This window comes from Paenibacillus peoriae KCTC 3763 (assembly GCF_000236805.1).
GTDB classification, from domain to species: Bacteria; Bacillota; Bacilli; order Paenibacillales; family Paenibacillaceae; genus Paenibacillus; species Paenibacillus peoriae.
Genome location: NZ_AGFX01000038.1, coordinates 162,808 through 175,419, shown reverse-complemented (window position 1 = coordinate 175,419; position 12,612 = coordinate 162,808). Strand labels below are relative to the sequence as shown.

Sequence of the window (12,612 nt, the reverse complement as noted above, 5' to 3'; positions counted from 1 at the left end):
AGCTCACTCTTTTTGCTTCCTATTCTCCGTGTCTGCTTTTTAGTCCAACAGCATTTTTGTAAAATGCACCATCCCGCAACTGGTCTACGAATTCCTGCAACCACATGTAGTACCGCTCTGCGTGCTGGAGCTTATGCAGGTCCTGCAAAGCGTTCTCCCTCTCTTCAGGCAGGGTTGCTTCTGCCAGAATGATTTTGGATAGTCCTGGAATCGCTTCTTGAAGACTTTCCTCCATCACGTCAATTTCCCTTTGCAGCTTAGCTCCGAAGAAGTTCTGAAAGGTGCGAAAAAAGTCGGTCTCCGCCCAATAAAGGTCCTTTCGTTCCTGCTTTTCCTCCAATTTATATATCATTTGCGATTCGGTAAGAGAACGTACAGCGTAACTCATATTACTCTTGCTCATGTTCATAGACGTTTTCATCTCTTCTAGCGTCATAGGCCTATCTTCGAAATACATGATGCCATACAACTGACCAAATGAATGATTGACCCCGTACAAATCCATCGTATTGGCAATTGCATCAATAACTTTCTCCCTCAATTCACTCCGGCAAGGCAACGCTAATTGATTCTGATCCTCCATAACCTCTTCACCCACAATCTCACCTCTACTATAAGGATGGGGTTTCCTTTTAATACTTCATATTTTACATGGCTCCCGTTATTTTAACATAACCAGGAGTTTAATTTATCAAATGCATTGTACAATTATTTTTGTACATAAGAGAAAAAAAGAATGTTTTGAAGTGTTTTCGCATCAATGTAAAACAAAACTTGAACTGTAGGGAGTGTGCAAAGTGCGTGTGAGACTACGGAGGGAGACAGAAGCGATTCTTTTCACCCTACCTGCTCTGATCCCATTGCTGGTATTTTGGCTGGGACCATTGGGATACATTGTTTATCTGAGTTTTACAGATTGGGATTTTATGAGTCCGGAAAAACTGTTTGTTGGTTTGGATAATTACAGCTATCTGTTAACGAATTCTGAATTTTATCGGTCTCTGAAAGTGACTCTGTTTTTTGGCTTTGGGAGTGTTGTGCCAACGATTGTTGGTGGGCTGGCGCTGGCCCTTTTAATGAACAGAAATATGAAATCGTCTGGTCTATTTCGGACATTGCTGTTCTCACCCTGGGTCACGCCAACCGTAGCCGTCTCCATTGCATGGTCATGGATTTTCGAGCCCCGGGTAGGCCTCGCGAATCTTTTGCTCGGCTGGCTCGGAATTTCCCCGATTGGCTGGCTTCAAGATCCGAATTGGGCACTTGTAGCTGTCCTGATCGTCACGCTGTGGAAATCGATTGGTTGGTCGATGGTATTTTACCTGGTAGCATTGCGTAACCTGCCATCCGATTTGCTGGAAGCGGCGTCGATCGACGGGGCAGGCAGCTGGGACAAATTCAGGAGTATCACCTTGCCGTTGATTTCGCCAACAACGTTCTTTCTGTCCATCATCCTCACGATTCAGTCGCTTCAGGCCTACGACCAGATTAATGTGATGACACAGGGGGGGCCGGCTGGGGCAACAAGGACACTGCTTTACATGTATTATCAGTCTGCGTTTGAATCATTCAATGTAGGCGAAGCTTCTAGCATTGCCGTCGTTATTATTCTGATTTGCGTATTGCTATCAGGGATATCCTTCCTGCTTGGCCGACGCCTGGTGCACTATTGATGAATATGACAGTTCTAAGTAAAGTCATCCGTTACCTGCTGCTTGGCATGATCAGTCTGACTATGGCATTTCCTTTCTATTGGATGGCCATCAGCGGTTTCAAGACCAATGACGAGATATGGCAGTTCCCGCCAACGTTCTGGCCAGAAGTGTTCCGCTGGAGCAATTATATGGATGCATGGAATTCTGCCCCATTTGCTCGCTACATGCTGAACAGTACGTTTGTAGCAGCGGCGATCTGTCTATTGCAGATTGTTAATTCCAGCATGATGGCCTATGCACTCACCCATATGCGTTTTCGCATGAAAGGTGTACTCACTGGACTGATTCTGGTAGGCTACATGATTCCGAGTACAGCCGTCTATCTGCCCAGCTATCTGGTTCTCAGCGAGCTTAAACTGCTGGATTCCTATACGGGATTGATCGTAACCAACTGTGTCAGTGTTTTCTCCATTTTCCTGATCCGGCAGGCCTTCCTGCAGGTGTCTCACGAACTGGTGGAAGCTGGACAGTTGGATGGAGCTTCTCACTTCCGTATTTTGTGGACCATTATAGCGCCGCTGGTTCGCTCGACCTTTGCCGTGATGGTATTGATTACATTCATCGAACAGTACAACAACTATTTCTGGCCGATGCTCATTACCAAGGATCCGAATCTGCAATTAGTATCAGCCGGTCTGCGCAGCTTTTTTGTTGAAGGGGGGGCCTATGGATTGGCATGGCCGCAGATTATGGCTGCCAGTGCATTCACCATCGCACCGCTGCTTATTATATTCATGTTTACTCAGAAAACGATCATGCAGAGTGTGAACATTACTGCTGGCGTAAACAAAAATTGATTTTTACAACACATCATATAGGAGGAATCACAATGGAGTTAGGTCAAGCACGTATGAAATGGAAGGAAAAAATAAAGCTCGGATGGAGAGGCGGCATGTCACTGGTACTGGCTGCAAGTTTTGCCTTAATTACAGCGTGTGGTCCTTCAACCGTTGGCGGTCCAACCCATTCAGGTTCGGCTGCGAGTGGAGCTGATTCCGCATCGAAGGGTCCAGTCGAGATTGAGTTCTGGTATGGTCTGGGCGGAAAACTGGGAGATAACATGAAGAAAAGAATCGACGCTTTCAATAAATCCCAGAGCGAAGTCATTGTCAAAGGAATTGTACAAGCTGATTACACCGAGACGGAAAAGAAGCTGCAGGCAGCTATTGCATCCAAAAAGGTACCTGCGGCTGTACTGAGCTCTAATATCGAATGGGCTCGCAAAGGCTATTATGCTCCAATGGATGAGATGATCGCAGCCGATCAAAGCTTCGACAAAGAGGATTTTATTCAGACCTTCCTGAAACAGGGGCAGGTAGATGGGAAGCAATATTTCTTGCCAATGTACGGAACGACGCAGCTCATGTATTACCGCAAGGACGCGCTGAAGCAACATGGTATTGATCCAGCCAGTCTGACGACTTGGGAAGCCCTGGCTGATGCAGCAGCGAAGATGAGCAAGCGTGAGAATGACCAGACAACCTTCTATGGCTGGGAGCCGATGTGGGGCAGCGATAACATGGTCGACGCCGTGCTTAGCAAGGGCGGGAAAATTCTGAGTGATGACGGCAAGACGGTGATGATTGATTCACCCGAATGGATTGAGACCTGGGATCTGTTCAGCAAATGGATTCATGAGGACAAGATCATGGGTATCCACTCTGGTGGTCAAGGCTGGGAGTACTGGTACAAAACGATTGATGATGTCATGAAAAATAAGGCAGCAGGTTACACCGGTTCCAGTGGTGATCAGGGCGACCTGGACTTTAATGTCGTGGCAGCCATGGAACAGCCGGGCTGGAAGGGCATAGGTCAAGGCAAACCTGTAGCAAGTGCAATAATGGCAGGTATCCCCGCTGAAGCAAGTCCGGAACAGCAAAAGGCAGCGTATAAGTGGTTAACATATTTCTCCAAAACATCGAATACGGCTTCCTGGTCCATGAACACTGGTTATATTGCGGTTCGTGAGTCTGCCCAGGAAGACCCTGATTTCAAAAAATTCAGTGAGAAGAACCCGCAGATCAAAATTCCGCTTCAGCAGGCTTCTCATGCTTCTGCTCCGTTCCAGGATCCGACCGGAGGCAAGATCAACGATGCACTGAAGGATGCGGCTGATCAAGTACAGATTAATAAAGTTCCTGCTGAGCAGGCTCTGAAGGAAGCAAAGGAGAAGGCCCAGAAGGAACTGGATCGCATAAAATAAGATCACCCCGGGAGAGCGGTGCAGACATGTACCGCTTTTCTGATCCAGTACGACAGCAGACAAGGAGTGTGAAATATGCCTGAATTAAACTTTGGGAGCCTGTCTACCCCAATAGAGGCCATTCTGTTTGACAAGGATGGGACCTTGCTTGATTTTACTGCCATGTGGGGTTTCTGGACGGTTTGTGTGATGGAGAACTTTAGGGAGCGGCTTGTTGCTCGTGGGCTGCAATTCGCTAAAGATGAAATCCCTCATATATGGGGAACGTTCCATGATGAGCAAGGTGGAATGACAGGCTATGATGTCCGGGGACCACTCGCCATGGGGACCATGGAAGAGGTTCGTGCGGTGCTGACATGGCATGGGTATCGTGCAGGCTTGAGCTGGGCTGAAGCCAAAGTCAACGTAAATGAATGTTTTTTACAAGCAGAATATGCACTAAGCAAGGAACGTCCTGTTCGGCCGCTGCCCGGAGTACGTAGGTTTCTTGAGCTATGCCGCAACCAGGGAATGAAGATGGGGGTTGTGACGGCCGATGAGACGGATAGTGCGCTACGTCATCTGGAATGGATGGGGATTGAATCTTTTTTTACGGTGGTTGTGGGTACGGATCAGGTTAAACGGGGAAAGCCGTTTCCTGATATGCTCCTGCTGGCTTGTGAGCGTCTCGGTGTTCCAGTTGCACGATCTATGGTTATCGGAGATACAGATGGCGATATGGAGATGGCGCGCTCAGCGGGAGCGGCTTGGAAGGTCGCCGTCGGAAGCCCTGAACATATACAACTTGCCGATCTTACGGTGTGTTCGTTCCATGAACTGCTGGAAGTCGGGGTGAGCCGATGACGAGTCATTCTTATGTAGGATGGGTTCTGCTTGCGCTGGCGATTGGATTGGAGCTGAGCGGCACCATTTTAATGAAAGTATCAAATGGTTTTGCTTGGTTGTGGCCCTCTATCCTCATGTTTGTCTGTTACGGAGCGAGTTTTACCCTGCTGAATTTTGCGGTGAAATATATGCCTCTTGGTGTCGCTTATGCAATCTGGTCAGGGGTAGGAATTACGCTGATTACTCTCGCAGGCCATTTCTTTTTCGGAGAGACTATGAAGGCGATATCGCTCGTCTGGATGGGTTTCATCCTGATCGGTATTATTGGACTGAAATGGAGTTGATTTTTGATGGGAAATACAATTAAACCTGAACAACCGCTTGCCTGCTTTCAGGTCATTACCGATACGCATGTTACTGAGCGTGCAGATCATATCCACAACCGTCATCTGGAGAAAGCACTGGAGGATATTACCACATATAGCAGTGGCAGCAGCGGGATTATGCATGTGGGCGATTTGACGGATCGCGGGCTACCGGAGGAATACAGGCAGTTGCACCGAATACTGAGTGTTTATCAAGAATCTTTGCCCGAGATACGATATACCGTAGGCAATCACGATATTGGGACTACCCTATGGCAAGATCCGCCATTGGATTTGACCACAATGACCGAAGCTGAAGTAGAGTGGGCTCTGGAGCATCAGGCGGCTACGGCTAAAGGGGAACCTGGCAGCACTGAGGAATCTATTTTAGCTTCCCGGTTATGGGAGAAGCGATTGAACAAATTTGCAGCAGCCACAGGCATGAAAGGATCGTATCATGATCACTGGATTAACGGTTATCATTATATTTTTTTGGGGACAGAGCAGCCTGATCCCAAAAATTGTGATATGTCTGCTGAACAACTGGAATGGTTGGAAACAAAGCTGTCCGAAGATGCATCCCCTGATCGGCCGATCTTTGTATTTCTGCATCAACCGCTGCTAGATACAGTAGCAGGTTCGATGAAGGAGCAAGGCTGGTATGGAGTGAATCAGGATGCAGAATTAAAGGCCGTCCTGAGTCATTATCCGCAAGTGTTCCTGTTCTCAGGGCATACCCACTGGCAACTGGAGGCGAAGCGTACGATGTACGATGGTGGCGATCAGATGCCAACGATGTTTAATGCCGCTTCCGTAGGTTACCTATGGACGGATCAGGATGAGCATCTTGAGGGTAGCCAGGGTCTGCATGTCGACGTGTATCAGGATCGAGTTGTCGTTAAGGGACGTGATTTTGTGACGGGAACGTGGATTGAGAATGCAGAGTATGTAGTTCAATTGCCAAAAATTCACTCTAACAAGGATTGATCCATCTGAAAACCGCTCACTGAGCGGTTTTTTTGTCACATCCGACTGCATATTGGAGCTTCATGTTCATTTTCAACTAACCGTGGATTGAAAAAGGTGTGCAGGATAAGGTACTATAGCTATATAGTATGTGTTTATATTAATTAATTAGTCATTACATTAATAAAATTTATGAAATTGATGTAAAGGAGCAGCGAAGATGACCAAATTTCAGAATCAAATCATTGCGCGGTACAAGTTTGATGATGCAGGGAATGTCGGCAAGGATAGCTCAGGTCAAGGCAATGACGGGGTTGCCTCCGGGGCATTAACCCCCACGATCTCCAATGTTGGCGGAAGAACGGCTTTGAAGCTTGAAGGAGGTCCCAACGGTACATCTTATATCCGGCTTCCTGCCGATTTATTTAAAGATGTAAGCGATAACACTGGTGTCACAGTGACAGCTTGGGTCAATTTTGGTCGATTCACGGATATGTGGGAACGTGTGTTTGACTTTGGCCAATCCCATACAGGACCCTATATGTTCATGACACGGAACCTGCGCGGGACTCTTTTTGCCGAAGCAGATTTGTCCGTAGACCCGGGAAGAGGCTTTGTCAGAGATGAGTGGATGCATGTAGCCATGTCCGTCATCGGCACGGAGGGCGGCACATTAAGCAGTGCAGGACCGATGGTATATGTGAATGGTGAGGTGGCAGCGGACGGCTCCATCAGCCAAACGTCCAGCGGTAATTATGCCAAGCTGCGTAAATGGTTTGAGACGTTTGCAGACCCGTCCAACTACAGCAATAACTTTATCGGTCGTTCCCAGCACGCAGCGGATGTAGACTTTGCTGGCTCCGTTTCGGACTTTCGGATTTATAAAGCAGGCTTGACCGCAGACGAAGTCATTGAGGTGATGTGTGATTCGTTAACAGACGAAGAAGTTGTGAAGCTGGCCCGCGACAAATATTTGTCCTTCCCAACGACGATTGTCACCAAGGACTTATCTTTGCCAACGGTCCTGATGGGCGGACGGGTAAAAGTGACCTGGAAATCGAGCCAACCTGATATACTTTCCGACAATGGCCAGGTGCAGGCGATTACCTCCGCGCAGGCAGTGACCGTTACGGCCTTTTTGACGCGAGGCTCAAACCAAATGGAGGAAAGCTTTGAGGTGTCTATTCTTCCGGAGCATCTGCCTCCGTATACGTTGAACATTCATGGGGACAGGGAAGTGCTGGATATCAGCGAAGTGATGTACGGCCTGTTCTACGAAGATATCAATAACGCGGCAGATGGTGGGATTTATGCGGAGCTTGTTCAAAATCGTTCCTTTGAATCCTTCGAGTTCGATACGTATTCCCATGCTTCCGGCGAATGCGGCTGCTCTACTGGACGGAACCGTAATCCACTGTTTGCCTGGTCCGGTGATACGGATAAGATGGCTCCCCGGCATAGCGGCGGCTTAAATGAGTTTTTGGGAGTAGAGGACAAAGATGTGAACGCTTATTATGTGACGGTAGCGGATGGAGCGACCATTCGGAACAAAGGCTTTGCCGATTCCAATCAGCATTGTGCCATGTCCATCGAAGAGGGAGCCAAATATGATTTTACCATCTGGGCGAAGGCCGATTCGGCGGGCACCATTACACTGCGGCTGCAAGACTCGAATGAACAGCCCATTAGTGATTCGGTAACCGTACAGGTGGAGGGCGGCAACACGTGGAAGAAGTACGGCATCGATTCCAAGCTTGTACTGACAGGCTCAGCTACGGCTTTGGGGCAACTGGCGCTTACGTTTGCAGGGGATATTTCCATTGATATGGTTTCCTTATTTCCACAGGATGTGTGGGGTGCAGGAGAGGAAGAGCGATCTCCATCCGCACATGCCAATTTTCAAGGTAATCCCAACTACCGTCTGAGAAAAGATTTGGTGAACGCGCTGGTCGACATGCATCCGAAGTTTTTGCGTTTTCCGGGCGGTTGTATCTCCGAGGGTTCGTTTATATGGGAAAACGTATATGACTGGAAGGAATCCATTGGCGATATCGAGCTGCGCAAGGAGAACTTTAATGTATGGGGCTACATGATGACCATGGGCCTTGGTTATATGGAGTATTTCCAACTGGCAGAAGACCTGAATGCAGCTCCGCTTCCGGTTATGGCCTGCGGTGTGCTCTGTCAAGCCCGTTCCGATTACGCTCATCCGGCAGGAGGCGCATTAAGAGAATACTATATCAAGAACTTTACAGATTTGATCGACTTTGCGATTAGTGTGGACTTTGAGCATAATGAATGGGCCGCCATGCGTAAAAAAATGGGTCATGCAGCTCCATTCGATCTGCGTTATCTGGGCGTGGGGAACGAAAACTGGGGCACAGAGTTTTTTGCCAACTTTGAAGTGTTCAAGACGTCCATTGATGAGTATATGGAGAAAAACTACCCGGGCTATGAGTTGCATATCATCTCCACGGTTGGCGCTCAAGCGGATGATGATGCATATCAGCAGGGCTGGAAGTTCCTGAGTGGCAATATCACAGGTTCGGCCAAGGTCGCCTTTGCAGATGGCAATCAGGTGACGGAAGAAATCGTGACCTGGTATGAGAAGCAAAAGGACTACATGGACACCATTGCGGATGAGCACTACTACCGTTCTAACGAGTATTTGTTGAATAATGCGGACCGCTATAATTACTACTACAGAGCTTATAACGCGGATGGTAGTATCAATTGGAAGGAGACTTCGAAGGTTTTTGTGGGTGAATATGCCTCAACGGATAAAAATACATTGGCAGGTGCAGTAGCCGAAGCAGCGGTGATGACGGGCTTCGAAAATAATGCCGATGTCGTTCGGTTGGCTGCCTATGCACCGCTGTTCAACAAAGTGCTGACAGACGGAACCTACAGGTGGACCCCGGATTGCATTTGGTTCGATGACGAAACCGTATGGTTTACGCCGAACTACTATGTGCAGCAAATGTATGCTAAATATTTGGGCAATAAAGGATTGGCTACCTCTTTCTCTACCTACAAAAACGGCAAGCCGATAGACCTTGTTCCCCATGGGGGAATTGAGATTGCGACAGGCAACGCCGAGGTTGTGATTAAGCGAGTGACCGTTACCTCCAACAAGGACGGCAGCGTGCTGCTGGATCAAGACTTTACCCAAGAGCTGAATCCAGCTTGGCGGGTAATTCCAGGTTCCACAGGATATACGGTGGAAGCAGGTAGAGGGTTTGTTCTCAAGGCTCAAGATAGCGGTCTGAACGGCTTGTACATCTTGAACGACTACTGGACGAATTACAGGGTGGAAGTGGTTGCTACCCGTCTTTCCGGCACGGACGGTTTTTATGTGGGTGCAGGCCTCACCGATATTTCCGCCGAGAAAAAGAGCGTAGTCGAATACGCGATCGGTTATGGCGGTAAGGCTACCGGCGTGAAGGTTTACAAGCAAGGTGTAGAAGGCTATACCTTGGGTGACTACTCTTCCAGTACAGCGGCAGGCAACCTGAGAGCGGCCAGCTATGAAGAGCTTGCTGACCACACGGATTACACCATCACAGTGAACTACGGCGGTGAAACGGGCAATAGCCTGATCTGCTCTTACACCGACGGAGAGACAACCAGCAAAGTGCTGGATTACAAGCTGGAGGCCTACAACAGTGACGTGTTCAACTCGGTGACCAAAGATGCTGAGCATGTATATGTGAAGCTTGTGAACGCCGACAACGTGGATAAGGCAACACAGTTGAATCTTCAGGAATTGAATGTGGAGTCCACCGCCAAGCTGATTACGCTAACCGGCGATTCCTCGCTTGTTCATGTGCCGAACGTGAATAAAAAGAATGACGAGAAGGTTGTACCTACCGAGCAGCAGATTTCGCTCGACAATAACGCGATCCTTTTGCACTTGCCAGCTAACTCGGTGAATGTGCTGGTGCTGGATCTTAAAGCATAGGAAGCAAAAAAGGTTAAAATATTACAATCCGTAAAATAAAAGAGCGCGACTTCCGAATTCAATCGGCATCGCGCTCTTTTATTGTCTAATATAGCTACTGGTCTGAAGCGCAACAGGCACTTCCAGTGAAGGTACTTCATGAATCGTCCTTGCTTATTGTTTTTGTATAGATTTCTCGCGAAGAATACTCACAATCTGTTCGAGAGAATACTTATTATTTGCAATATCTACAATAAACCCAACGGCATATGAACGCTCTATCTTCAAATGATATCCATTCAGCATCAGAAAAGACTTAACCGCAAGATAAGCGGTCCGTTTGTTTCCATTATGGAAACAACGGTTCTTAACCAAAGATTCTAATAAGGCCGCCGCCTTGTCAAACAATGACGGATACGCATCTTCACCAAACAAACTCTGCATAGGTCTATGTACAGCAGATTCAAGCAAGGCATGATCTTTGATTCCCGCCTGATCCGCGTCTTCCATTCTCTTCATCATATAATAGTGGCCTGCGACGACTTCTTCTTTAGTCAAAAATTTTGTCATATTAGCGATCCTTTAAATCATCAAATATTGCTTTGTCCTCTTCAAATACATCATAAAATGCTTCCAGCACCTCAGGACGGATATTTTCAGGCATCTCTAAATGACGAACTTTCCTCATTAAAACTTCGCCCTCGCCATTTTCAACGAATTCAATCTCATCACCTTGTACAATATTCATTTTCTCGGCAAGGCTTTTTGGCAGACTTACACCAAGGCTATTTCCCATACGACCTATCTTGCGGGAGTAACGTTTCGATAACGATTTTCCCTGATTCAATTTGAACGCCCCATTCATTTAAATGTTCCCCTTTCATATTATGATCGCATACTAAAAAGTTATACCTTATAACAGTTATAACTTTATGACTATGTATAGTTTATCATGTTTGAAAAGGAAACAACACAAAAAAGACACCCCTCAGGGCGTCTTCCACCTACAGTGGCACCTATAACTTCGGAAACAAATCGGAGTGGCACCATGAGACGGTTAGGAGATAGCGGCATTAGGAACATAAGTTGTATTTGTCACTCGCCTTGGTGATTCCATCTGGTCAGAGTCAGGATGTTGAGCTAATTTCCCTGACAGAGCATTACTGCGTTCTTCGGTTTACCAATTCACGCGGATTGATGCCATCGTCTACGGTTAGCGGGATGCGCGCACCCTTGGCGATTTGCTCCCAAGGCACCATTTTAAAATTCTGATTCAACTTTTTGCCGTTCTGAAGATTTTCATCATCCTGTGCAACGAAGATACCGTGCGGGAAGTTCTTGCCTAATCCATAGCCAAGAACGTCAATTCCGTCTGTAAAAGAAGTTCCGTCCACTGTCGGGCTGGCACTGATCGTAAAGTTGCTTATATAAGCATTGTCGCTTTGACGTTCATAGATCGCATAACTGCTGTTTCCTTGGCTGGAGGCCATGAGATACCCCTTGCCGTCTTTGCCGTAATACAATGTAAGCCCCTCTATATCATCCTGAAGTCTGCGCCCGTCCGCAATATCAACACGATGCAGCGGCTCGGAGGAACCGTCCGGCTCGGCATCATATTTCCAAATGGCGTGATCCTCTTCAGCGATGTAGACCGTGCCGTATTCATCATCAGCCACCATGCCCTCGGATTGCGTAGCCAGCTTGAACTGGCGGACTAGCTTGCCGGCAATTTTGCCGTTTCCGTTGTCAGTCAGCTCATATTGTTCAAATTCACCCTCCTTGCCCAACACGAGTGCGTAGAATTTACCTGTCTTGAGGCTATGGTACAAGCTGAATCCGTAGACTTCCTTCATAGATGATTTAATAGGCTTGTCAACCACATTGGTTAGCGTTCCGGATCCCCCGTCAATGGCAAAGATATCTACGGTGTTGTTGGTGCGATTGGTCGCCCCTGCAATATCAATCGTTTTATCGCCCAGCTTAAATCCATAACGGATATCCACATTGTTCATTTTGCCGACTTTAAAGTTTTGCAACTGCTTGCCTTCCAGATCATAGACCAGAATCCCGCCGCCTTTATTGGTGGCTACAATTCTGCTGTTCTCCGGATTGACCGGATTAAGCCAAATCGCAGGATCGTCGGCTGCGTCATCCCCATCCTCCACTGCTTCTGTTTCGGCAGAGGGGGTCACTTTATAGGTAGGAACAGCATCTTTGGGATCAGCATATTTGCTGTTTTCTGTCTTAAGCGTGGCAAGAAGCTTGGCTGGTAGATATATATTTCCACCAATCAGCTTGATTTCGCGATCGGCTTTCCCCGTTTGGCCTGCCAAGCGATACTGTTTCTCACCGACAGTAAAGGTTCCGACAATGCCATTTTTCAGCTTCACAGCAGCAGACTTGTCGTCATTGTCCCATGTGATTGCAGCTCCCATTTGATCTGCCTGTGTTCGAAGGGCTTCATACCCGGTCGGTTGAGCCGCCGCCGCATGGGTCATTTCAGGTGATATCAAAACCCCTGTTAACATGGTTAATAATGCTAGTTTAGTCGCCTTCATATGTATACCCCTTTTCTGAAGTAAAAATGATATAACCGAT

At 47.5% G+C, this 12,612-nt stretch carries 11 protein-coding genes; 7 read left to right on the top strand and 4 right to left on the bottom strand.

Annotated features, from left to right (window positions below):
- Positions 1–19 precede the first annotated feature (19 nt).
- A complete protein-coding gene (locus KQI_RS0119895) occupies positions 20–583 on the bottom strand; it encodes a GbsR/MarR family transcriptional regulator (RefSeq protein WP_039774611.1) in 564 nt (187 codons plus the stop codon).
- Between the two features lie 214 nt (positions 584–797).
- Here KQI_RS0119895 and KQI_RS0119890 point away from each other — a divergent pair, with 214 nt between their 5' ends.
- From KQI_RS0119890 to KQI_RS0119860, 7 genes are all read left to right on the top strand, one after another.
- On the top strand, positions 798–1,673 hold the full coding sequence (locus KQI_RS0119890; protein ID WP_010348633.1) for a carbohydrate ABC transporter permease: 876 nt from the start codon (positions 798–800) through the stop codon (positions 1,671–1,673).
- Entirely contained in the window at positions 1,673–2,512 is an 840-nt protein-coding gene (locus tag KQI_RS0119885) for a carbohydrate ABC transporter permease (RefSeq protein WP_010348632.1), read from the top strand. Before KQI_RS0119890 ends, KQI_RS0119885 begins: the two co-directional genes overlap by 1 nt.
- Positions 2,513–2,544: 32 nt before the next feature.
- Positions 2,545–3,918, top strand: coding sequence for an ABC transporter substrate-binding protein (locus tag KQI_RS0119880; RefSeq protein WP_010348631.1), 1,374 nt, complete (start codon positions 2,545–2,547; stop codon positions 3,916–3,918).
- 75 nt (positions 3,919–3,993) lie between these two features.
- On the top strand, positions 3,994–4,761 hold the full coding sequence (locus KQI_RS0119875; RefSeq protein WP_010348630.1) for an HAD family hydrolase: 768 nt from the start codon (positions 3,994–3,996) through the stop codon (positions 4,759–4,761).
- A complete protein-coding gene (locus KQI_RS0119870; RefSeq protein WP_010348629.1) occupies positions 4,758–5,087 on the top strand; it encodes a DMT family transporter in 330 nt (109 codons plus the stop codon). Before KQI_RS0119875 ends, KQI_RS0119870 begins: the two co-directional genes overlap by 4 nt.
- Before the next feature lie 6 nt (positions 5,088–5,093).
- Positions 5,094–6,095, top strand: a complete 1,002-nt coding sequence (locus KQI_RS0119865; RefSeq protein WP_010348628.1) for a metallophosphoesterase family protein — start codon at positions 5,094–5,096, stop codon at positions 6,093–6,095.
- A gap of 199 nt (positions 6,096–6,294) precedes the next feature.
- The gene (locus KQI_RS0119860) at positions 6,295–10,035 is read left to right on the top strand and encodes an alpha-L-arabinofuranosidase C-terminal domain-containing protein (RefSeq protein ID WP_010348627.1); all 3,741 of its coding nucleotides are present in this window, start codon (positions 6,295–6,297) and stop codon (positions 10,033–10,035) included.
- A gap of 153 nt (positions 10,036–10,188) precedes the next feature.
- Here KQI_RS0119860 and KQI_RS0119855 read toward each other — a convergent pair whose 3' ends face one another.
- The 3 genes from KQI_RS0119855 to KQI_RS0119845 all read right to left on the bottom strand — a co-directional run bounded on the left by KQI_RS0119855 (position 10,189) and on the right by KQI_RS0119845 (position 12,572).
- Positions 10,189–10,584 (bottom strand): type II toxin-antitoxin system death-on-curing family toxin, encoded by a 396-nt coding sequence (locus tag KQI_RS0119855; protein WP_010348626.1) that lies wholly within the window; start codon positions 10,582–10,584, stop codon positions 10,189–10,191.
- Between the two features lies 1 nt (position 10,585).
- Positions 10,586–10,879, bottom strand: coding sequence for an AbrB/MazE/SpoVT family DNA-binding domain-containing protein (locus KQI_RS0119850; protein ID WP_010348625.1), 294 nt, complete (start codon positions 10,877–10,879; stop codon positions 10,586–10,588).
- Positions 10,880–11,174: 295 nt separating this feature from the next.
- Positions 11,175–12,572: a phytase gene (locus KQI_RS0119845; protein WP_010348624.1), complete on the bottom strand. Its 1,398-nt coding sequence runs from the start codon at positions 12,570–12,572 to the stop codon at positions 11,175–11,177.
- Positions 12,573–12,612 lie beyond the last annotated feature (40 nt).

What these genes read in the sequence shown, in the direction of transcription:
- KQI_RS0119885 (WP_010348632.1), top strand. Translation starts at nt 1,673, where the DNA reads ATGAATATGACAGTTCTAAGTAAAGTCATCCGTTACCTGCTGCTTGGC.
- KQI_RS0119865 (WP_010348628.1), top strand. Translation starts at nt 5,094, where the DNA reads ATGGGAAATACAATTAAACCTGAACAACCGCTTGCCTGCTTTCAGGTC.
- KQI_RS0119860 (WP_010348627.1), top strand. Translation starts at nt 6,295, where the DNA reads ATGACCAAATTTCAGAATCAAATCATTGCGCGGTACAAGTTTGATGAT.
- KQI_RS0119855 (WP_010348626.1), bottom strand. Translation starts at nt 10,584, where the DNA reads ATGACAAAATTTTTGACTAAAGAAGAAGTCGTCGCAGGCCACTATTAT.
- KQI_RS0119880 (WP_010348631.1), top strand. Translation starts at nt 2,545, where the DNA reads ATGGAGTTAGGTCAAGCACGTATGAAATGGAAGGAAAAAATAAAGCTC.
- KQI_RS0119875 (WP_010348630.1), top strand. Translation starts at nt 3,994, where the DNA reads ATGCCTGAATTAAACTTTGGGAGCCTGTCTACCCCAATAGAGGCCATT.
- KQI_RS0119895 (WP_039774611.1), bottom strand. Translation starts at nt 583, where the DNA reads ATGGAGGATCAGAATCAATTAGCGTTGCCTTGCCGGAGTGAATTGAGG.
- KQI_RS0119850 (WP_010348625.1), bottom strand. Translation starts at nt 10,879, where the DNA reads ATGAATGGGGCGTTCAAATTGAATCAGGGAAAATCGTTATCGAAACGT.
- KQI_RS0119845 (WP_010348624.1), bottom strand. Translation starts at nt 12,572, where the DNA reads ATGAAGGCGACTAAACTAGCATTATTAACCATGTTAACAGGGGTTTTG.
- KQI_RS0119870 (WP_010348629.1), top strand. Translation starts at nt 4,758, where the DNA reads ATGACGAGTCATTCTTATGTAGGATGGGTTCTGCTTGCGCTGGCGATT.